Source organism: Mesobacillus jeotgali (genome assembly GCF_014856545.2).
Classification (GTDB): domain Bacteria; phylum Bacillota; class Bacilli; order Bacillales; family Cytobacillaceae; genus Mesobacillus.
Window position 1 is genome coordinate 1,092,415 of sequence record NZ_CP109811.1, and the last position, 21,044, is coordinate 1,113,458.

The 21,044-nt window shown below is 44.3% G+C and carries 21 protein-coding genes, 1 pseudogene and 1 riboswitch; of the genes and pseudogenes, 11 read left to right on the forward strand and 11 right to left on the reverse strand.

Translation table 11 applies throughout. The annotated features are described in order from the left end of the window. Window positions 1-3 precede the first annotated feature (3 nt). The 6 genes from FOF60_RS05455 to FOF60_RS05480 form a co-directional block, all read right to left on the reverse strand. Window positions 4-636 carry a molecular chaperone TorD family protein gene (locus tag FOF60_RS05455; protein ID WP_192473519.1) on the reverse strand — a complete coding sequence of 211 codons (633 nt, stop codon included), beginning with the start codon at window positions 634-636 and terminating at the stop codon, window positions 4-6. 59 nt (window positions 637-695) lie between these two features. Continuing rightward, a complete protein-coding gene (gene nrfD / locus FOF60_RS05460; protein ID WP_192473518.1) occupies window positions 696-1,844 on the reverse strand; it encodes an NrfD/PsrC family molybdoenzyme membrane anchor subunit in 1,149 nt (382 codons plus the stop codon). Window positions 1,845-1,859: 15 nt separating this feature from the next. Continuing rightward, on the reverse strand, window positions 1,860-2,399 hold the full coding sequence (locus FOF60_RS05465; protein WP_192473517.1) for a 4Fe-4S dicluster domain-containing protein: 540 nt from the start codon (window positions 2,397-2,399) through the stop codon (window positions 1,860-1,862). A 1-nt stretch (window position 2,400) separates the two neighbouring features. Next, on the reverse strand, window positions 2,401-4,611 hold the full coding sequence (gene srrA, locus FOF60_RS05470; protein WP_192473516.1) for a respiratory selenite reductase catalytic subunit SrrA: 2,211 nt from the start codon (window positions 4,609-4,611) through the stop codon (window positions 2,401-2,403). Between the two features lie 29 nt (window positions 4,612-4,640). Then, window positions 4,641-5,693: a rhodanese-like domain-containing protein gene (locus FOF60_RS05475; protein WP_192473515.1), complete on the reverse strand. Its 1,053-nt coding sequence runs from the start codon at window positions 5,691-5,693 to the stop codon at window positions 4,641-4,643. Between the two features lie 347 nt (window positions 5,694-6,040). Further along, window positions 6,041-7,333, reverse strand: coding sequence for an NCS2 family permease (locus FOF60_RS05480; RefSeq protein ID WP_192473514.1), 1,293 nt, complete (start codon window positions 7,331-7,333; stop codon window positions 6,041-6,043). Window positions 7,334-7,431: 98 nt separating this feature from the next. Next, window positions 7,432-7,533: riboswitch (purine riboswitch) on the reverse strand. A gap of 649 nt (window positions 7,534-8,182) precedes the next feature. Between FOF60_RS05480 and FOF60_RS05485 the strand changes: the two genes are divergently transcribed. The 6 genes from FOF60_RS05485 to FOF60_RS05510 all read left to right on the forward strand — a co-directional run bounded on the left by FOF60_RS05485 (window position 8,183) and on the right by FOF60_RS05510 (window position 11,963). Beyond that, window positions 8,183-8,503 (forward strand): hypothetical protein, encoded by a 321-nt coding sequence (locus FOF60_RS05485; RefSeq protein WP_192473513.1) that lies wholly within the window; start codon window positions 8,183-8,185, stop codon window positions 8,501-8,503. 156 nt (window positions 8,504-8,659) lie between these two features. Further along, the gene (locus tag FOF60_RS05490; RefSeq protein WP_192473512.1) at window positions 8,660-9,337 is read left to right on the forward strand and encodes a nucleotide-binding protein; all 678 of its coding nucleotides are present in this window, start codon (window positions 8,660-8,662) and stop codon (window positions 9,335-9,337) included. Window positions 9,338-9,351: 14 nt separating this feature from the next. After that, window positions 9,352-9,582 carry a 4Fe-4S binding protein gene (locus FOF60_RS05495; RefSeq protein WP_251614287.1) on the forward strand — a complete coding sequence of 77 codons (231 nt, stop codon included), beginning with the start codon at window positions 9,352-9,354 and terminating at the stop codon, window positions 9,580-9,582. A 16-nt stretch (window positions 9,583-9,598) separates the two neighbouring features. Continuing rightward, the gene (locus tag FOF60_RS05500; RefSeq protein WP_192473510.1) at window positions 9,599-10,663 is read left to right on the forward strand and encodes a 3-methyl-2-oxobutanoate dehydrogenase subunit VorB; all 1,065 of its coding nucleotides are present in this window, start codon (window positions 9,599-9,601) and stop codon (window positions 10,661-10,663) included. Then, complete coding sequence (locus tag FOF60_RS05505) at window positions 10,660-11,418, forward strand: thiamine pyrophosphate-dependent enzyme (protein ID WP_225650454.1); 759 nt, start codon at window positions 10,660-10,662, stop codon at window positions 11,416-11,418. The genes FOF60_RS05500 and FOF60_RS05505 overlap by 4 nt, the downstream gene beginning before the upstream one ends. Beyond that, window positions 11,418-11,963, forward strand: a complete 546-nt coding sequence (locus FOF60_RS05510; protein ID WP_225650453.1) for a 2-oxoacid:ferredoxin oxidoreductase subunit gamma family protein — start codon at window positions 11,418-11,420, stop codon at window positions 11,961-11,963. The genes FOF60_RS05505 and FOF60_RS05510 overlap by 1 nt, the downstream gene beginning before the upstream one ends. 133 nt (window positions 11,964-12,096) lie before the next feature. Here FOF60_RS05510 and FOF60_RS05515 read toward each other — a convergent pair whose 3' ends face one another. From FOF60_RS05515 to FOF60_RS05525, 3 genes are all read right to left on the reverse strand, one after another. After that, entirely contained in the window at window positions 12,097-12,624 is a 528-nt protein-coding gene (locus FOF60_RS05515; protein WP_192473509.1) for a D-glycero-alpha-D-manno-heptose-1,7-bisphosphate 7-phosphatase, read from the reverse strand. Next, window positions 12,621-13,265, reverse strand: coding sequence for a DNA-3-methyladenine glycosylase (locus FOF60_RS05520; RefSeq protein WP_192473508.1), 645 nt, complete (start codon window positions 13,263-13,265; stop codon window positions 12,621-12,623). Before FOF60_RS05520 ends, FOF60_RS05515 begins: the two co-directional genes overlap by 4 nt. 387 nt (window positions 13,266-13,652) lie before the next feature. Then, complete coding sequence (locus FOF60_RS05525) at window positions 13,653-14,930, reverse strand: IS110 family RNA-guided transposase (protein ID WP_264647648.1); 1,278 nt, start codon at window positions 14,928-14,930, stop codon at window positions 13,653-13,655. 283 nt (window positions 14,931-15,213) lie between these two features. On the opposite strand from FOF60_RS05525, the gene ytvI reads away from it, so the two are divergent. Both ytvI and FOF60_RS05535 read left to right on the forward strand, forming a co-directional pair. Beyond that, on the forward strand, window positions 15,214-16,245 hold the full coding sequence (gene ytvI / locus FOF60_RS05530) for a sporulation integral membrane protein YtvI (protein ID WP_192472809.1): 1,032 nt from the start codon (window positions 15,214-15,216) through the stop codon (window positions 16,243-16,245). An 80-nt stretch (window positions 16,246-16,325) separates the two neighbouring features. Then, window positions 16,326-16,505: an H-type small acid-soluble spore protein gene (locus FOF60_RS05535; protein ID WP_192472810.1), complete on the forward strand. Its 180-nt coding sequence runs from the start codon at window positions 16,326-16,328 to the stop codon at window positions 16,503-16,505. 15 nt (window positions 16,506-16,520) lie between these two features. Here FOF60_RS05535 and FOF60_RS05540 read toward each other — a convergent pair whose 3' ends face one another. Further along, window positions 16,521-17,795, reverse strand: coding sequence for a sensor histidine kinase (locus FOF60_RS05540; RefSeq protein WP_251614277.1), 1,275 nt, complete (start codon window positions 17,793-17,795; stop codon window positions 16,521-16,523). A gap of 406 nt (window positions 17,796-18,201) precedes the next feature. On the opposite strand from FOF60_RS05540, the pseudogene FOF60_RS24555 reads away from it, so the two are divergent. From FOF60_RS24555 to FOF60_RS05550, 3 genes and pseudogenes are all read left to right on the forward strand, one after another. Continuing rightward, window positions 18,202-18,426: pseudogene (locus tag FOF60_RS24555) on the forward strand (glutaredoxin family protein); the annotation flags it as partial. 241 nt (window positions 18,427-18,667) lie between these two features. Further along, a complete protein-coding gene (locus FOF60_RS05545) occupies window positions 18,668-20,020 on the forward strand; it encodes an L-cystine transporter (RefSeq protein WP_225650355.1) in 1,353 nt (450 codons plus the stop codon). 54 nt (window positions 20,021-20,074) lie between these two features. After that, a complete protein-coding gene (locus FOF60_RS05550; RefSeq protein ID WP_192472813.1) occupies window positions 20,075-20,260 on the forward strand; it encodes a hypothetical protein in 186 nt (61 codons plus the stop codon). A gap of 96 nt (window positions 20,261-20,356) precedes the next feature. Here FOF60_RS05550 and FOF60_RS05555 read toward each other — a convergent pair whose 3' ends face one another. Then, entirely contained in the window at window positions 20,357-20,932 is a 576-nt protein-coding gene (locus tag FOF60_RS05555; RefSeq protein ID WP_192472814.1) for a YitT family protein, read from the reverse strand. Window positions 20,933-21,044 lie beyond the last annotated feature (112 nt).

Below are 21,044 nucleotides of genomic sequence, written 5' to 3' on the forward strand. Positions count from 1 at the left end.
AAACTATTCACTCCTTTCTTCACCAAGTTGTTCACTCCTGTAGCCAAGGGCAGAGGAGTGGACAAGCTGATTCACTATTTGTGTAATAGATATATAGAAAAAGCTTATATCCGACTTTTTTAATTCCAAAATGAAATCGTCAAGCCAATCGAAATGGTCAGAGATAAAAGGTTGAATCTGATCCGATGTCCCGTGTTCGAGCAAGAAAGCGAGAAATTCTAGCAGCAGGGTCAAATGGTCGGGTATTGCCCGATACTCTTCAGGAAACTCAAGCTTGAATTGCCGGAACAGGTACTGGATATGCAGTGCAGGGTCTCCGTAGACTAATCCTGTCTGTCTTGCAAATGAAACAGCCGCAGTGGGATCATCGGTCCATTGTTTGTAGAGTGATTCAATCGGCGGTGCGAAAGGCTCGGAAGGACCTAGAAAACAATGAATATAGGTTTGTTTCATATTTTCAAAGGAAGAAAAAGCATTTTCATATGTTTCTTCCATTTTTACAAATGGTGTCAGCTCTACCAAAGCTACTCCACTCTTCAAAGCTTGATAGAGTTCAGTGGTCGGCGGCTTATAAAATTCTGCCAGCAGCAAAAGCGCATTGGACAGTCGCCGCTTTTCTTCTGTGATGGTGAACAAGTGATCAGCCCCTTTCCGTTTGTTAAGCTCCAGCGCTGGAAAAGGCGCTGGAGCTTTTTCTACGAGGTTACATCCCCATGCCTTTTCAGTTCTGTTGCTGGTTTATGGTTGATGATCCGCTCCAATAAATCACGCTGCAGATACAGCAATGCCATGATGCCGATTCCGCCCATTATCAGGGCCCATTCAGACCAGGTAATACTGAAAAGATTGAAGGTGGTTCCTTCAGCTGGATTTTTGACGACTTTCAATGGAGTAATCTGTCCGGCTATTACCATATTGAAACGCATGAAGAAAATTCCTGTCAGGGACAGCAGACCGGCAAGCCCTAGTTTCATGGATGAAAGCTTTTGGGCTGAAAATATCAGCACAAAAGGTATGACAATGGCCAGCGATATTTCCAGTATCCAATAGTTAAAGCTTAAGGGTCCTGTCAGCAAAGCGAGCAGTGATTCATATTTTCCCGGCACCTGTCCGTAGAGCCCGACGAAGGTTTTGCCAATGTAGATGATGACCATGACCCCCATCATCGATAAGCTGAGTGTCCTGAGGAATTTAACTGTTTCAAGGTTCTCACTCTTTTTCTGTCTTTCATGCAAATAGGCGATGATTGAAGCCATCGCGATTCCTGAAAATACGGAAGTCAGAATGAAATAAAGCGGTGATATCGGGCCGTTCCAGTACGGACGTGCAATGATGAAGCCAAACAGGAACCCGATGCAGACCAGAGCGACTAAGGCAGATGCACCGGTCATGATGGCAAAAGGCCTGATCAAAGACTGATTGCCGCGAACGACAAACACTGTTAAGGAAACTAGCAGCATTAAATAAATCCCGTATAATGGTGCCATCCACCAGATTGGCGATGAAAAGTTAGGCGTCAGGAAATAATGGATGAAGTTAAGCGGATTGCCTAACTCTACTAATAAAATCGCAAAACCGCTAACCAGGGAAAATATGGCGAACATCAGCAATGATTTGCCGATTGGGATAATGGCTTTTACATGAAAAATATATCCCAATGCTGCGACCAGCAGCAGTCCAGTACTGATTCCGACAAAGTATTCATACCCGGCGATCAGGATTCCCCATGGAATCTTATTTGTGGTTCCCATAGCATGTTCACCATGGATAAAAATATTGGCTGCTCCCGCCAGGCCGAAGAGAATGAAGGCTGCTGACAGAATACTCCATTTATTGATTTTCACGAGATTCACCTCCAGTTATTTTTTCACATAGAAGATGCTTGGCTTCGTGCCTTTAGCTTCAAGCAATTGATAGACTTCATGTTTTGCCAGCTCCTGATTGAGCTGGCTGTTTGGATCCTCCAGATCTCCGAACAGCCGGACCTCGTTCATGCAGGTCGCCGAGCAGGCAGGCTGTTCACCTTTTTCAAGCATCTCAGGACACCACCTGCATTTTTCCGGCACGCGTTCTTCATTCAGCTGTCTTGCTTCATAAGGGCAGGCAGCCATACAATATTTGCAGCCGATACATTTGTCAGCGTCAATTTCGACGATTCCATCCTCTCGTTTGTAAGTTGCCTGGGTTGGGCAGACAGAAACACATGGAGCATTGTCGCAATGCTGGCACTGTACTGGTAAAATTTCCATTTTTACATTCGGGTAAGTTCCAGTCTCCAAAAATTCAAGTCGGTTATAGGAAACATCCGTACTGAGCTGATTGTGCGATGCACAGGCAATGTTGCACGCGTTGCAACCCGTACAGCGTTCCGGGAATACCAATAGGCCGTATTTTGCCATCCTAGTTGCCCTCCTTTGCCACGGTCACAACAACCTCTTGGGCCATTGTCGAGCCTGATAGAGGGTCTACCATGATTGGGATAAAATCATTAAAGTTCACGCCGACTCCGTTCGCCGTCCTGTTCTTAGGTGAAAATCCGCCATAAGTTGAAGGGAGCCATGCAGCTTCTGGATGAAGAAGCTCCGTTACTTTTACCTGCACCTTTTTCTTGGCGATCTTGGATTGGACTGTCACGGTATCTCCGGTCTTAATGCCAAGCTTCCTGGCTCTTGAAGCATTGAGCCACATATAGGTTCCCTGATACTTCTCGGATAGCTTCATCAGTTGTTCGATATTTGTTGTCATGGCATGGGAATGCCATGGCTGCTTTCCATGAATCAAGCGGAATTCATTGTCTTTGTTTGGATCCGGCTCAACAAGCGGAGGGACCCAGACAGGAATTCCAAGTTTACCGTCAATCTTGAACAAGTCCGCAGAAAATTGGATCTTACCGGTTAGCGTAGGCAGTGCCGGTTTGCCTTTTTTCATTGGAAATCCAGTTTTGACGGTTGACGGGAATTCCAATGTTCCTGCTTTTTTCAGCTGGTCGAATGTGATGCTAAGCGGAGCAATTGCTGCTTCCACTTCTTCTTCGATTGTAAAAGGATACAAATCCTTATGGCCCATTGCATCGGCAATCCCCTTCAGCATATCAAGCGTGTTCCTTGTGTCATACATCGGGTTAACGACAGGCTGGCGAAGGGCAAGCTGGGGGCTATCATGCGAAATATGTCCGGATACAGCCTGAGGATGCTCCAATCTTTCCAGATAATAATGCTCCGGCAGGATATAATCAGCCGCATAGTAGCTTGTTTCATTCCAGTCGATGTTAATGGAAACTACCAGCTCTGCATCCTTGATCTTTTTTTGCTCTTCAGGATTCGGTGCAGTCCTGAGAGGGTTATAGTTACAAATGAATACGGCTTTAGCAAGCCCTTGTTGTACAAGCTGTGGCGTAATATGGGCAATTCCCCTTGAAGGTTCGACCGTCCGGTACTTGCCAGTTACACCAGCCCCGTCAATGCGAGCGCCTTTTTCAGGCATATTTTCGATGGCTGGCAAGTCGAGATGTCCCAGCTGAAGGCTGGCAGAAGGCATCAAGCCGCCGTTTTCATAGAAGTTGCCGACAAGTGCATTTAGGATGATCCCCATTTGAGCCGTTTGCGTACTGTTAACATAATGGGAATGCAGACCATGCCAGCCTGGCTCAATGAAGGCCTGCGGTGCATATTTAGCAAAGTCCCTGGCAATTTCCCTGATTTTATCGGCTTTGATTCCCGTAATTGGCTCTGCCCATTCAGGGGTGTATTCCTTGTTCATGCGTTTGAATTCGCTGAAGCCATCCACGCACTTTTGAACAAATGTCTTATTGTAGAGATTTTCAGAGATTAATACATTTGCCATCGCAAGCCTGAAAGCAAGATCCGTTCCCGGCCTGATGGGAATCCATTCATCTGCAATCTTCGCAATCTCTGAATACCGTGGATCGATGACAATCAATTTGGCACCCTTTTCCTTTGCATGGGTGATGTGGTTCATGCCATTCGGGATGATTCCGCCGGCGAAATTTCTTCCTTCAAATATCATGTATTTAGCATTTTTATGGTCACCATTAAGGGAGGTACCAGTCATTTGCAGCCATGCATTTGTTTTAGCGTTGAAGCAAGTGGAATACTGTGTCGTGAAGTTAGGCGAGCCAATGGTGTCAAACAAGCGGTCGACATATGATTTTCGATGTGTGCCGTGCTCAAGCCATAACACAGAATTACCGGTATACTGCTTAACGATGCTATCAAGCTTTTCGCCGATTTCCTTGAATGCCTGGTTCCAGCTGATTGGTTCGAATTTTCCTTCACCAACCCGCTTCATCGGGCCTGTCACCCTGTCTTTAGAATAAAGATAAGCTGCCATTCCATGTCCTCGGGCGCAGATCCTGCCGCTTGATTTCAAGTGGATAGGGTGACCTTCGACCTTCCAGACCCGGTCGTTCTTAACATGAGCGACGATTCCGCAATAGCTAGTGCAGCCGTGGCAGAAGGTTGGAACCTTTTTCACGTTTTCTTCGTTTGCAGCTTTCTTGTACTCGCTGAAGCTGAAATAGGCGGGAACCGAACCTGCTGCGACAACCGTTGCTGAAGCTTTTAAAAACGTACGGCGCGATAAATTTGTCATCACTTCATACTCCTTTCTCTCATAAGCCGTTAACCGCAGCTGGCGGCTCCAGTTTCTGTCTCGAGTTTTGTGTTCAGCTGTTTCACTGGATAATTCTTAACCTTAATGTTGGAAATCGGTTTAATACCATTGATAACTTCATTAGATGTCCATACTCTCATGCCATCTTTCATGACATAGGCTTCATATCCAAGCATATTGAGAATCCTTGCAGCTTTACTGGACATAGTGCCATCATGGTCAATGAGGACAATCTTATTTTCGGGAGACAATTTCTTTAACTGTTCAAGTTCTGCCAATGATTCAAAGGCTATATTGATCGCCCCGGGCAAGTGGCCAGCAGCATATTCTTTGGCAGGTCTAAGGTCAACCAGCAAGAGTCCATTCGACTTATTCTTGATGGATTCCTGGATATCCACAGGCTTCATGATCGGTGGAAGGCCTGATTTTAGATAATCATCGGCACTTCCTAAGATAGCAGCTGCTTCATCAGTGTATTGTTTGCTTGCTGGAGCTGGGAAATCATAGTTCCCGGCTATTGTTTCTGTTGTTTCCACTGGGAAATCAAATGGTGTATGAGGAAGCGGTGTCCCCAAATTCGCGTCGCTAGTCCAGCCTCCCATTCCATTTACCATGGGGACTGCGTCATAACCGAGCATATTCCATAGAGCTGCTGTCTGACTTGCTGTATGGCCGCTGAAACAAATGACAAGAATCTTTTTGTCCTTTGGCAGATTAGCGATCTGGTTTGGGTCAGCTGTCATACTATAAGGAATATTGACAGAGCCTTCGATGTGTCCGGCGGCAAATGCAGCTGTATCGCGAACATCGACAATGAAGTATGACGGGTCGTAATTCAATATCATTTTTTCGAAAATTTCATCAGCAGCAATAGACTCTGCTGGTTTTTTCAGATAAGAATCAGCAGCTTGCTGTACGAATGAAAAAACATTGAGTTGCTCACTTTGTCCATTTGCTTTTGGCTGGGGTGTAGTTGAACTTTCCTGAGTGCCACAGCCACCAGTGAAAGCCAGCATTGTGCCGGCCAATAAGATTAATGCTTTTTTTCCAAACAGCTTCAAAGCTCTCACCTCTCTGCTGGCGGATATGCCGCCAAAATATTGATTTGGAATAGAAAAAAACTGAAAGAATGTACACCTCCGTCAACGTAATGCCTATACTCCTATGGGTTTATAGTGTTGCAAAAAAAATTAAGCGCTTAAGTTATTTTTACCATCTGGGGTAAGTCTATTGCTGTGGAAATTCAGTTACTATTTTCGAGAAAGAAAGAAGAAGTGAGGGGATTCACCTATGATTATTTTGAATTTTTTGCACATTTCACACTTAAAACACAGTCGTGAATTTTGCGTGGAGGATATTACAAAGGAATAAAAAAAGTCCGCAACAGAAACTGCGGACTTGAGACTTATTAAACATATATAAAATAACCAATAAACAAGAAACCCAGAACATACATTATTGGATGGACTTCCCTAAGCTTTCCCATGCCAAGCATCATCAATGGATATAGAATGAAACCAAGGGCAATTCCTGTTGCGACACTGAAGGTGAGCGGCATCATGATGATTGTTACGAATGAAGGGATAATCACAGCAAGATTACTCCAGTTGATTTTACTGATTTCAGTTGCCATCAACGCACCAACAATGATGAGTGCCGGAGCGGTAACTTCCGGTGTAATAACAGACAAGATTGGCGAGAAGAGCATCGCAACACCGAAGCAAGCTGCAATGATCACTGAAGTGAAACCCGTCCGCCCGCCGACCGCGATTCCTGCTGATGATTCAACGAATGATGCCGTTGTCGACGTCCCCATTACAGCACCGGCAACAGCAGAACCTGCGTCTGCAAGGAGTGCACGGCCTGCATTGGGAATTTTATTATCCTTCATTAAACCAGCCTGGCTGGCGACCGCAATAAGTGCTCCAGCAGTATCAAAGAAAGCAACAAACAGGAATGTGAAAATGACAGCAAGGACATCTGGAGAGAAAATATCTCCAAGGTGATTAAAGACAACACCAAACGTTGGTGAGATGTCAGGAACCGAGCCGACGATTGCTGTAGGTTTTTCAATCAAGCCAGTGACAATTCCAATGATCGTCGCAATCACCATTCCATAAAAGATGCCGCCACTGATTCCGCGGACCATCATGATGACACTGACGATGAAGCCGAAGAGAGCAAGAAGGACCGGGCCTGATGTCAGGTTGCCGATTGAGACAAAAGTCGCTTCGCTGCCAACGATAATACCCGCATTTTTCAAGCCGATGAAGGCGACGAAGAAACCGATTCCCGCAGCGATTGCATGCTTAAGATCCTGAGGGATGACATTGATGATTTTTTCGCGAATCTTTAAAAGACTGAGGATGACGAACAGAACACCTGCGATGAATACACCAGTAAGAGCGACTTCCCATTGGACGCCCATTCCAATGCTGACGGTGAAAGTAAAAAATGAATTTAAGCCCATGCTTGGAGCGATTCCAATCGGGAAATTAGCCAGCAGGCCAATCAGCAGCGAACCGATAATCGCGGAAAGTGCTGTAGCTGTAAAAACAGCTCCTTTATCCATGCCTGCCTGGCTGAGGATTAAAGGATTGACCACAAGAATGTAGGCCATCGACAAGAACGTCGTAACTCCGGCCAGGGTTTCTTGTTTATAATTTGTATTTCGTTCTGCGAATTGGAAAAAGTTTTTCATTTGTGCTGTCCTCCTGGTAGTTAGTTATAATAAAAAAAACTCCGGCAGTTTTATGCTGCCGGAGTACCACAAAGGACAAATAGATGCCAAAAGAAATAGCAAATATCAAAGTCCCTTGTAGTCACGCCTTTTACGGTAGCATGGTAGAAACGTCCGAGCCATATTCTCGAACATATACAAGGAAATATTATAGATTTAAATAATACTAGAGATAGTATCACGTGATTAATGGCTTGGTCAATTGCAATTCATGAAGTTTATCTATTTGCTTTTTTCTGATTATTAGATTGATGGAAGTTATTTTGTACCAACTTAAGACAGGTTTGAGAGAAAAATGAGAAAAGCTGTCAAAAGAAGAGCGAACTTAAGACAGGTTTGAGAGGAAAATGAGAAAAGCTGTCAAAAGAAGAGAGAACTTAAGACAGGTTTGAGAGGGAAACAAGAAAAGCTGTCAAAAGAAGAGCGAACTTAAGACAGGTTTGAGAGGAAAACAAGAAAAGCTGTCAAAAGAAGAGCGAACTTAAGACAGGTTTGAGGAGAAAGCGAGAAAAGCTGTCAAAAGAAAAGAGTATAGCTGTCTGCGATATCGAAGTCGCTAAATTCAGATGAAGATTATTGAAATTACCATGTGAGTTCACTGGATCAAGCAGGCCTTCACTGAATTACATGTGGTTCAAGGAATCAACTCGTATAAATCCCTGTATGGATGTCAAAAATCCCGTTGTTAAGGAGTATTTGACAACTTTTTGACGAGAATATGTGAATAATAAATGAACTAAATGGCAAAACACCCCTGTTTGGATATTAACTTACTATAATGATAGTGTAATCCAAATGGAGGTGCCAATAATGAACGTAACAACGATTATTGAATTGGAAAATCGTGAAGTTGAGAAGATGGCTGGCGCAAAATTAGTATTTATACAGGAACAGATTGATGCAAATATCGTGGAAACATGCGTTGATTGTTTTAAATATGAAGGTTCTGAAGATTGCCTGGATACAGATGACGCAATGCAAAAAGTTTTTAATGCACTGAAAGCAGATGGACTGATTCCTGAAGCAGTGGAAGATTTTTCGTATGAGATGCCTTCTTGTGAGAGATTGAGAAAAGATGTTTATGAAGAACAGGACATGCCGCAAAAAGTGATTCTTAGCTTTGCTATATAATACTTAAAAAGGAGTTCTTTATGGAACTCCTTTTTTAAGTTGATTTTAAACACTTTTTCACTAAAAACGTGACTTTTATCAAAGAGAAGCTTAGCGGAAATTTATATAATGAAGATGGCGTAAAATGAAAACGCTTTCAACAAGGAGGTGGGACCGGTGAAGAAAGGTGCGGACATCACCATCGTTACCGGCCATTTTGGCAGCGGTAAAACAGAGATATCTATTAACCTGGCTTTAGAGGCAAGGAAAACAAATGCCAGGACGGCAGTTGCAGATCTGGACATTGTTAATCCATATTACCGCGCCAGGGACGCTCGAGCTATTTTTGACCAGCATGGAATAGAACTTATCGCACCAGCTGAAAGGCTTGCGGCCGCTGATTTGCCGATTGTTCCTGGCGATATGGGCAGGGTGATATACGACACTGCTTATAAGCTGATTGTCGATGCTGGGGGAGACAAAGATGGAGCGACGGCATTAGGGCAATTTTACAACGATTGGAAAGAGATGAAGCCCGAGGTACTGTTTATTTTAAATGCAAACCGTCCATATGTGAGTACTCTTGAGGGGGCGGTTGAGACATTGCATAAAATCGAAGGTGCCTCCCGGCTGAAGATCACAGGAATCATCAATAACTCAAATGTAGGATCTGAGACGACACTTCAGGATGTAGAAAGAGGATTGAAATTAAGTAAGGAGCTATCCGATACGCTGGGAATACCTTTGCTGTATACGATGTTACCGCAGCATTTATCAGATCAAAGTGCTGGAATTGAGAGTGAGTCCCAAGTAAAAGTGATTTCGAGGTATTTAAAATTGCCATGGGAAATGTAAAGGAGGCAAAAGCGGTGGAGCAGAAAGTTGTTTTTAACGAGGAGACTTGCAAGTCATGCAAGCTGTGCGTGAATGTTTGTCCGACAAATGTGATTTATCTTGCTGATTACTTGAATGAAAAAGGCTACCGGCCGGCGATTGTGACAGACCAGGAAAATTGCATCAGCTGCGGCAAGTGCGCGCAAATGTGTCCGGATTCGGTAATCACTGTCTATAGGCCAGAAAAGGTAAGGAAATCTGTTTAGCAAAGGAGATTTGACAATGGGGAAAGTACTTATGAAGGGTAACGAGGTTATCGCTGAAGCTGCTGTCCATGCGGGCTGCAAATATTTTTTCGGCTATCCGATCACGCCGCAGAGTGAGCTCGTTGCCTATATGGCCAGAAGGCTGCCCGAGGTTGGCGGGTTATTTTTACAGGCGGAAAGTGAAGTAGCAGCGATCAATATGGTATATGGAGCGGCCGGAACCGGTGTGCGTGTAATGACATCGTCATCAAGTCCTGGATTCAGCTTGAAGCAGGAAGGAATCTCATACCTGGTTGGAGCAGAACTGCCTGCACTGATTGTGAATGTCGTCCGTGGAGGGCCTGGACTTGGAAATATCCAGCCGGCGCAGTCGGACTATTTCCAGGTGACAAAAGGAGGAGGCCACGGTGATTACCATACACCTGTCCTGGCTCCGTCAACGCTGCAGGAAATCATTGAACTTACAGAAGCGGCATTTGATATTGCTGACCACTATCGGACGCCAGTCATCCTGCTTGGGGACGGCATGTTAGGACAGATGATGGAACCGGTTGAGTTCAAGGAACTGAATGAAAGGGAGCCGGAACAAAATGAATGGGCTACGACAGGTACCCGCGGAGATGGCAAACCGAGAATTATTTCCTCACTGGAATTGAATGCCGATGCTCTTGAAGCGCGGAATGAACTTTTACAGAAAAAGTTTGCCTTGATTAAACAAAATGAAGTCAGATATGAAACGTTTGAAATCGAAGATGCCGATTATATTGTAACTGCTTACGGAACAGCTGCAAGGATTGCCATGAATGCAATTAATAAAGCACGGAAAGACGGCCTGAAAATAGGGATGATCCGGCCAATCACCCTCTGGCCATTCCCTGAGCAGCCGTTTATTGAAACACGTGACAGGGTGAAGGGTTACCTTTCTGTCGAGATGAGTGCAGGGCAGATGGTTGAAGACGTCAGACTTGCCGTCGAGGGCCGGGCCGCGGTTTCATTTTTCGGCCGTACTGGAGGGGTCGTCCCTACGCAGGAAGAAATTTACGATCAAATTGTCAAAATGGCTGGGGGTGTCGAGGTATGACAATGAAAACCGTGTTCGAAAAAACAACTGGATTGACTGATAACCAGACCCATTATTGTCCCGGCTGTACTCACGGAATCATCCACAGGATGGTAGGCGAAGTGCTTGAAGAAATGGGGATTTTGGAGGATACAGTAGGAGTCGCTTCGGTCGGATGCTCTGTGCTGTCCTATGAATATTTCAATTGTGATATGACCCAGGCAGCCCATGGGCGGGCACCGGCTGTCGCAACAGGAATCAAGCGAGTACTGCCTGACCGATTTGTTTTTACCTACCAGGGCGATGGAGACCTTGCTTCGATTGGGATTGCCGAGGCTGTCCATGCTGCTGCAAGAGGTGAAAACATTACCGTCATTTTTGTGAATAATGCAATTTATGGCATGACAGGCGGGCAAATGGCACCGACAACATTGGTTGGCCAGAAAACGGCGACGACTCCATTCGGACGGGATGGAAGCATCCAGGGATTGCCAATCAGAGTGAGCGAAATGCTGTCAACGCTGGATGGAACTGCCTATATTGAACGGGTATCAACGCATGATGTGCCAAATATCATCAAAGCGAAGAAAGCGATTCGCAAAGCATTTGAAACACAGAAGCAGGGAATGGGTTTCTCCATGGTCGAGGTCCTCTCCAGCTGTCCGACGAACTGGGGCCTTGATCCAAATGAATCGCTGGATTGGATCAAGGAGAATATGGTGCCTGCCTATCCTCTAGGTGTGTATAAAGATTCGCAGAAAGGGGATGTTCGCTGATGGAGGAAATTTTGATTGCCGGCTTTGGCGGCCAGGGAGTTATGTCGATGGGCCAGTTGATTGCCTATGCCGGGATGAAGGAAGGGAAGTATGTATCATGGCTGCCTTCCTACGGACCTGAGCAGCGGGGCGGAACAGCCAACTGTGCAGTGGTGGTCAGCGAGGAACAGGTAGGCTCACCGCTTGTTTCAAGACCGACAACAGCGATTGTGCTGAATAACCCTTCATATGAAAAATTTGAACCAATGGTCAGGGCCGGGGGATTATTGGTTGTGAACTCATCTTTGATTTCAAAAGTGTCAGCCAGGACCGATATAAGAGTTCTAAATATCGATGCAACCGACAAGGCCAATGAGCTCGGCAATCCAAAGGTAGCCAACATGATCCTGCTTGGAGCTTTCCTTGAGGAAACAGGCACACTGTCAGATGACTCCATATTGGAAGCATTGAAAAAGGTCCTTTCTCCGGAAAAACATTCTCTATTGGATATCAATCGCCGGGCACTTGATCTTGGACGATCTTTGACTAAAACGACCGCGCCCTAAGGTATAATCCAGGCATATAGGCAACAATATTTAATAGTATATAGGAGCCTGTAAAGCGAGGGAAACCTAAATTAAAAAGCGCTGCCAGTTCTTCTGACAGCGTTTATTGCTTCTTATTAAAGGACAAAATTCATTATTTCAAAAGCTCTAAAATGAACGGAACGGCTGCCTGCAGCGAAGGAGCCTTCTCATCTGCAGCTGTTTCTTCGGTCCCTATGAAAACTGTTTTGCATCCTGCCTTTTTTCCGGCTTCGATATCGCGCTCGTGATCTCCTACCATTACACTTCCGGCCAATTCGATATCGTGTCTGCTGGCAAGGTCAATGAGCATTCCAGCATTTGGCTTGCGGCATTCGCATCCTGCCTTTGGTTTATGCGGGCAGTAGGCAACCTCCTTAATATGGCCGCCATGTTCCTTGATCATTTTTACCATATGGTCATGGATTTCATGGAGCCGCTTTTCCTTGAGAAATCCAAGGCCAACGCCGCCTTGATTGGTGACAACAAAAATCTCATAGCCGGCTTTGCTCAATTCTGCGACAGCTTCGGCTGCCCCTTCAAGCAAGTACAATTCTTCAGGACGGTTGACGAATTTTACCCGGTGGGACAGTACTTCATTTAGAACCCCGTCCCTGTCCAGAAATATGGCTTTTTTCTTCATTTCGATCCCCCTGTGTTAACGATAATTTTTTCAGCATTCTGATGCCGGGAAACATAGCGGTTGCCGGTGATCCAGAAGCGCCATGGGTAGTCTTTCGCTTCCCCGGAATTATCGATGCCGATTCTTTTGCCTGATGAAATGCTGTCTGGCACAATTCCAGGTGATAGTAAAAGTGGTTTCTTCGTTAAGGGATGCCCATAATCCGACATCTTTATGCCCATCGCTTTCGTCAGCTTCCCGGGGCCATTGGTCAGATTGGGGGATTCCGGCATGCCTCGCCGCCTGACCATTAGATCCAAGCCTTCCAGAGGTTCCACTGCCCGAATCAGCACGGCTTCTGGATTGCCTTCTTCTCCACTGACAACATTGAAGAGTGTATGGGTATGCATGACATAAGTATAAGCAAGACCTGCCTGGTGGAACATGACCTCCGTCCTTTTTGTTCTGCGGTTATTATAACTGTGCGCCGCCTGATCCATAGGGCCAATATAGGCTTCCGTCTCTACGATCATTCCTGCAGCTGTTCCTTCTTCAGATTCTTTCACTAAAGTGCATCCAAGCAGCGAAACAGCCAACTCAAGGGTGGGCTGCTGAAAAAAGTCACTGTGAAGTGCCTGGAATTTCCCCATATGTTCTGCCATAAAACCTCCCTCTATAAATATTGATATATCAACGGTTTGACCCGTTGGTGGGATGCCAAAAAAAATATTTTTCGACAGATACCCTAACAGAAATTAATAAATATGTGATTCTCTTACAATTAGTGGGTACGCTACGCTGTCACTACTGGGTAATGATGGTAAAGTAGTGAGCATTCAATATACGATGCACAATGGATCTCTGCGTAGCTTATGATGACGTACCCTCCCATGTCTCTTGGCATCAAAGTGCCTACATTCCTTCGTTCGGTCTAGTCATAAGGCAGAGGCTAGCGAAGCTCCTATAGGGACTCGAGGTCGAATGGAAAAAATAATGCCAGCTTCTCCGTGTCATCCTGTTGTCTAGGTCTTTTAAAGGGATGAAGGACTTTACATAGCCTCTGCGAGACTAGGAATATCCTTCATCATTCGCTTTGCGTCAAACGCTTTGTGCTTCGTGCTAATTCCATGGAGAACTTTTAAGAGTTTCCCGCATAGGACCACGATGGATTGCTTCTTGCGTAACGGATTGTCTTTACGATTTGTGTAATACTCATGCAGCCTTCTAAAGGCATCATTATGGCGAACCATAGGCATCATCACTCGGAATAGGAGGGCGCGAAGCTTTCTTCTGCCCCGTTTGGAAATCCTTTTTTTGCCTTTGTGCTGGCCGGAGGAATTCTCCCGTAATGTCAATCCCGCGAGTTTGATTAGTTGGCGTGGATCTTCATAGTGAGAAAAGCTTCCGATTTCAGCTAGTAAATCGACAATCGTGGTATCTCCAAGTCCAGGAACTGTTGAGAGCCATTCGTACTCTACAGATGTTTGGATAAGTTCAACCAGGTGCTGCGTAATACTTTCAATCTCCTGTTCCAACTGATGATAACGGCGAACGAGTGTGGCGATTTCAATACGGGCCATCTCCCGTCCTTCTGTTCCCCCGATCGAATCTGAAGCGAGTTCTATGAGTCGTATGGCTTTCGGCCTTTGAGGGGATTTGAGCCCCTCGACCTTACGGTAAAGTGCCAATACTTCATCCGGTTGTTTCTGATGAAGATCGGCCGGAAATGGTGTGCACTCCAGGACAGCCATTGCCATCTTCCCGAATGACGGAAAGACCTGGGTGAACTCAGGAAAATAGCGATCAATCCAGCGAATGATCATGTTTTTGACGGACCCAAGTTCCTCGGTCAACTTGCTTCTGAATGTTGAACCCACACGGAGTTCAGCCTCCAAATCCTTTAGGATGCGAGGATAACTGAAGCGCCCATCCTTGATCAAGCGAGCGATGACCAGCGCATCTTTGCGGTCATGTTTGGTTGGAAGGTTATCATCCAACTCCTTTGATCGCTTGACGTGCATAGGGTTGGTCATCACCAGGGGAATGCCCCGTTCCTCAAGGAAATAGGCTAGATTAAGCCAATAATGACCGGTTGGTTCAATACCGACAATGACCTCCGTCTTTTCATATTCTTTCATGGCAGTCAAAATACGCTGGTAAAAACTTTCGAAACCCTGGCTGGACTGTAATACCGAGAAAGACTTTCGGAGCACACGTCCACGGTCATCGACAAAGCAGGCGAAGTGTTTCCGCTTTGCAATATCGATCCCGACAACGAGTGTATTTTCGGTGACTTGATTTATTTTCTGATTTTGTTTAAAATCCATGTTGGAGTCCTCCTTGGTTACCTAAGTTAGGGGTCAATTCGGCGCACGATTTGACACCCCGTATCATACCAAGAGGGCTCTTTTTTGTTCAAGTCCCCGAAAATCCTTCTAACAGGAATGCTCCTATTAACTGTTTTTAACCTCTATACCCTGCAGATGAAAGAGTCATCCATTATTTTTGCCCAAAAGACCTAATGAAAAAAATAGCGGAGATCCTAAAGTTGGTATATAGTATCTTTAAAGCTCTGTTGTTTTTAATTTCCTTAGAGGGAGTACCAATACTATGTGGAAAAAATGGCTATCGATTTCAGTGATTGCTGTAATCATTTTTTTCCTTGTACCTTATAGCCTTCCGCTCATTTTTGCTATGTTAACAGCAGTCATGCTCGAAGGAATGGTTCAATGGATTATAAGAAGATTTTCATTTAAGCGTCTTCAAGCAGTGCTTGGTGTTTTTATCAGCTATGTGATCTTCCTAGGCGTGATAGGGTATAATCTTGTCTCGATTATTGCGCATCAGGCGGTATCCTTATCTGAGCGAACTCCTACATTCGTCAGGGATATTTACAGGACGGCAATTCTTCCAATGATGGGCAAGTGGGAATTTTATTCAAAAAACTTCCCCGATGAAGTCACTGATCAGATCGAGACGACGATTGAAACGAATATTAATACACTTGATTCTCTTTTACAGCAATTCATTGCCGGTACAATCAATTTGCTGACGGCTATACCGGGCTTTATGATTGAATTTCTGGTTTATCTTATTGCGTTATTCTTGTTCAGTCTTGAACTTCCTAATCTTAAAATAAAGCTGGAGTCCCATTTGAGGGAAGAGACCCGGCAGAAGGTTTTCCTTGTTGGAAGTCAGTTGAACAAGGCGGGTATAGGCTTTTTAAAAGCCCAGGTGATCCTGAGTGCCGTCACCTTTATAATGGCCATGACTGGGCTTAGCATTCTTGGGGTTAAATATACTGGACTGCTGTCATTATTGATTGTCATTGTCGATATCCTGCCGATCCTTGGAACAGGTTCTGTTCTTGTGCCCTGGGCTGTCATTGCCATTTTGCAGGATAATCACTTTTTGGGAATCGGATTAATCATACTGTTCCTGGTCATCACTGTCGTCCGCAGGGTGATCGAACCAAAGATTTATTCAACGAACCTTGGCATATCACCGCTTGCCTCCCTGGTCAGCATGTATATTGGACTTAAGCTTCTGGGGCTCGCCGGTATTTTTATCGGTCCAATTGTCGTGATTATCTACGACACTTTGAGGAAAGCAAATGTTATCCGGCTCAATTTCAAGATTTAATATTTTGGCCGCTTTTTTTGGATAGCAGAACATGATTAAGCATAAATTATGTTTGTTACCAAGAAGGAGGAACTAAAGTAATGAATGTAGGCCGTGCAAAAGAGATCGTTGAGTCAGCAGATATGATCAATGTAACGTATGATGGGACACCAGTCATAATCCAGCATGTAGATGAGAAAAGCAAAATGGCGAGGATTTATTCTAAATCAGAACCGGAAGTAGAAAGAGACGTGCCAGTCTTGAATCTAATAGAGGAATAGAAAAACGGGAGAACATTACGTCTCCCGTTTTTTTATATCATAAAGCGGCAAGGTGATCTTAAATTTAGTGCCCTTGTTCAGTTTGCTTTTTACCTCCACTGTACCGCCCATTTCTTGAATGATTTTATTAACAACCATCATCCCGAGCCCTGTACCTTTTTCAGCCTTGGTTGAAAAATAAGGCTCGCCGATTTTGGCTAATTGCTGTGGAGACATGCCACATCCAGTATCTTCGATGGTTATGGATACATGGTCATTTGCCATCTCGCGGCAGCTGATCACAAGATCACCGCCGTTTGGCATTGCTTCAATACCATTTTTGATGATATTGAGTATGCATTGATGGAATTTGACAGCTTCTCCGGAGATATTCATTCCTGCCATCAAATCCTTTTTAATATTTACCGAAAAGTGATTTGCATAAGGCAGGATCAATTCAAGAGCTTTTTCGATTTCTTCTTTAACACAGATGGATGATGCCAAATTGGATTGTGGTTTTGCGAAATTCAGGTAATCCTTGATGATCGTTTCTGCACGGTCGAGTTCATCAATTGCTGTATTCAAGTAATAAAGCCTCTTTTTCTCATCTATGCTTGGATCTTTCAACATTTGTAAAAATCCACGTGTGACTGTAAGCGGATTACGGACCTCATGACTTACACTGGCAGCCAATTGTGATACGACTTCTATTTTATCAGATTTGATTACTGCTTTATGTAAAAGCTGATTTTGCATCATGATTTCAATAAAATAAGTGACAATAAATATTCCGCCGGAAAGGGTCAGGCCATAAAATAGCATGAATTGAAAATCGGACGGATCTTTAAACACCGTCGCCTTCATCAGGAAGATGAGGACCGTATAGGATAGAGCGATCGTCACAACAGTATATAATTTCCTGGTCAGCGGGAAAGCCCTGAACTTGCTGGATAGGTATACGGTTAACACGGTGATCGTGAGCATGTTGAAAAAATTGATCCATACCCCGTTTCCGCCAAAAGGGAGCCTTGCCAGTACAACGGTTATGAAAAGCATGACGCTTACAGCCGGACCGCCATACAAGCCACCGATGACGACAGGGATTAATCGGAGGTCGAAGATGAAATGAGGACTGCCAATCACCGTAAAAGACATACAAAACAGGATTTGAATTCCGCCCAGTATAACGATGAGGATCTTAGCGTGCTTCCGATATAAGTTTGGGAATCTGCTGACGATAATGTATTGGAACACAAATGTAGTAAACAGGATGAAGATCAGATTCAATACAAGAACTGTTAATTGGTCCATAGTCTTAATCTCCAGTCGACAAGGAGCCACCTGCTCCATCAAAAGATAGTTCTATTAAAAAACAAATTATTCAAATATATTACTTTTACTTTAACACATAATTGATCATAGTTGCTTTTTTTTTACCTGAAAGTGGATGTCCCCAATAGTTCACTGATTGCCAAACTTTTTTTCAGTTGTGAGGCGGTATAATCTATAGATAATTACATGAAAATTCAATGTGTATGTACAAAATAGTGTCAAGCATGAATAGTTTTTTCGCTAAAACAGACAGCTAAAAGCGGATTATTGGATACGCTTCATAGCTTGGCGTTATACTAATTTTACAAAATACTACAGGAGGTAAAAAATGACCAAAAGCTCATTAACCCTTTTCACCCGGCCAATGTGAACAGATTGCCAGGAAGCGAAGGAGTTTCTTTCGCAGAATCATATACCGTATGAAGAAATCAATGTCCAGGGTGAGCCTGAACAGGAAAAAAAACTTAAAGAGCAGACAGGTACAGCGATTGTACCAGCGTTTATTTTTACAAGCGCGAAGCTCTTTTTCATGAAAGACAAGAAGGTACTGATCGGATTCGAAAATAACCGGAGCGAAATAGAAAAACTGGCCGAAAAATTGAAGCAGTAAAAAGACAGGTGAGGGTCCGAGTGATAAATTCGGAGCCTCTTTTTCTGTTGAGGCAAAATTTTCTCTGACATGGAACCTTCTGGACCAACATAAATTATAATATATAATCTTATGAAGAAGGAGGATAACAACTTTAATTCCGAGTTGACTTATCAGAATACATGTATTATATTATTCGAGAATGATAAATTAGGGGGGAAAGACAGTGACAACTGGACTTGTTATTTTAAATATTGCAGTTATGCTAGGCATCATTTTTGTTCTTTTTTATATGCAAAAGAAACATGTATCTTTTTCTAAACGAGTATTCATTGCACTTGGAATAGGGATTGTTTTCGGTTTTGCCTTGCAATTCATTTATGGAGCGGGATCGGAAGTTATTATGAAGAGTGCTGACTGGTTCTCGATTGTGGGAAGCGGTTATGTAAAGTTCTTGCAAATGATCGTTATGCCGCTAGTATTTATATCGATTTTGGCTGCTTTCACAAAGCTTAAGCTGACCAGTAACATCGGTAAAATCAGTACATTGATTCTTGGGCTGCTGGTGGGTACAACTGCTGTTGCCGCAGCGGTCGGGATTGCTACTGCGGTTGGTTTCGACCTTGAAGCGGTACAGATCACGCAGGGCGAGGCAGAACAAGCACGTGCTGAGAAGCTGGAGGAAACGTATGGAGGAATTGAAGGGCGCACAATGCCACAGCAAATTCTTGATCTCTTGCCAGCCAATCCATTTCTTGACTTCACTGGGGCACGACCAACATCAACAATATCTGTCGTTATTTTCGCGGCATTCCTGGGAATTGCATACCTTGGAGTCAGGAGAAAGTCTCCTGACCAGGCAGAGCTTTTTGCCAAAATTGTCGATGCATTTTATGCGGTCATCATGAGGGTGGTCACGCTAATCCTGCGCCTGACTCCATATGGAGTTCTTGCAATCATGACAAAGACCGTTGCCTTAAGTGATTTCGACGCAATCTTAAAACTAGGTAAATTCGTAGCAGCTTCATATGTTGCGCTTGCAATCATGTTCATCATCCATTTACTGTTACTTACGATTGCTGGTTTGAATCCAGTCACATATGTTAAAAAAGCATTTCCGGTTCTCGCGTTCGCCTTCACATCAAGAACGAGTGCCGGGGCATTGCCGTTGAATATCAAAACTCAACGCTCTCTGGGAGTACCTGAAGGGATTGCAAACTTTGCCGGTTCATTCGGCTTATCGATCGGGCAAAACGGCTGTGCCGGGATTTATCCTGCGATGCTGGCAGTTATGATTGCACCGTCGGTTGGTGTTGACCCATTGACACCATCATTCATCGCAACCGTGATCGCGATCGTAGCTATCAGCTCATTCGGAGTTGCAGGAGTCGGTGGTGGTGCGACATTTGCGGCGTTATTAGTACTTTCAGCGTTGAACCTGCCGGTTGCCCTTGCTGGGTTGCTGATTTCCATCGAACCATTGATTGATATGGGGCGTACCGCTGTAAATGTGAGCGGCTCGATGACTTCGGGTATCCTCACAAGCAGAATCACAAAAGAAATCGATTCATCCACCTATACAGATATGAATCAAAAAATTGAAGCAGAAGCTTAATTAGAAAAGCGCAAGCGCCTCGTTCAGCCCCGACAAGCGCTGGAGGGCCGACCAGTGAAGTCGCTCTTTGACTTCATTGGGCGGACTGAAATCGAAAAGTATAGCCGACTGCACAGAAACGCAGAAACTGGAGACTCCGACAAAGAAGCGCTTTTTGCTTCTGCCGGCGGAGTTGAAGTTTCGGAGTTTCTAGGAGGCGAAACTAGACAAACGTCTCGAGGGGCTAGGCGCTGGAGCTAGACAGTAATATTAGTACACCAGTTGATCTAAATAACGAAATAGTGAAAGCCAGCCAAGAAACTTTGGCTGGCTTTCTGCTTTCTATTTTCTGGAAAATCAATGAACGATATCCCGTTTAATCACACACAATGAGGTCATTAATCCCACGCAGGTAATCGTAAGCAGCGAAAAGATGAATTTTTCCATTCCAATTATCTTCAACCCTGACAAAACTACTATTCCATCTATTAAGAAAATCAAGATCCCGACGTTTACAGGGAAAAATTTATGAACCAACTGGGCTAATAAGTCCGTCCCGCCGGTACTCGTTTCATAGCGGAGCATCAAGCCAATTCCGCAGCCAACCAAGATTCCTCCCAGGATTGCGCTGGGGAGGATGCCCAGGTGAATTCCTTTTTCAACAGGTGCGAATAAATCGATGAAAAAGCTTGATACCAATAAGCCATTCAAGCTATGAAAAAAGTATTTCCTTTCCAATATCCAGGCCAATACGTATAGAGGGATACTCAGGAGGATCATCGTAAGGCCAGTAGGAAATCCATGAAAATAGTGAATGATCAACCCAATGCCAATCATGCCGCCGTCCAGGAGATGGTGTGGGACGAGAAAGCCATTCACACCTACTCCCAGCAATATGCTTCCTACAAGTACAGCAAGAACTTTTCCTGTCATTCGAAATCACCAGCCTTGTCCTTCTCCCATTATTTCTATGTAAAAAGACAAGCATTAGAACTCAGAAATAAACTGTAATATTCCGCTTTGAGATGGAACTGCCCAACAATAA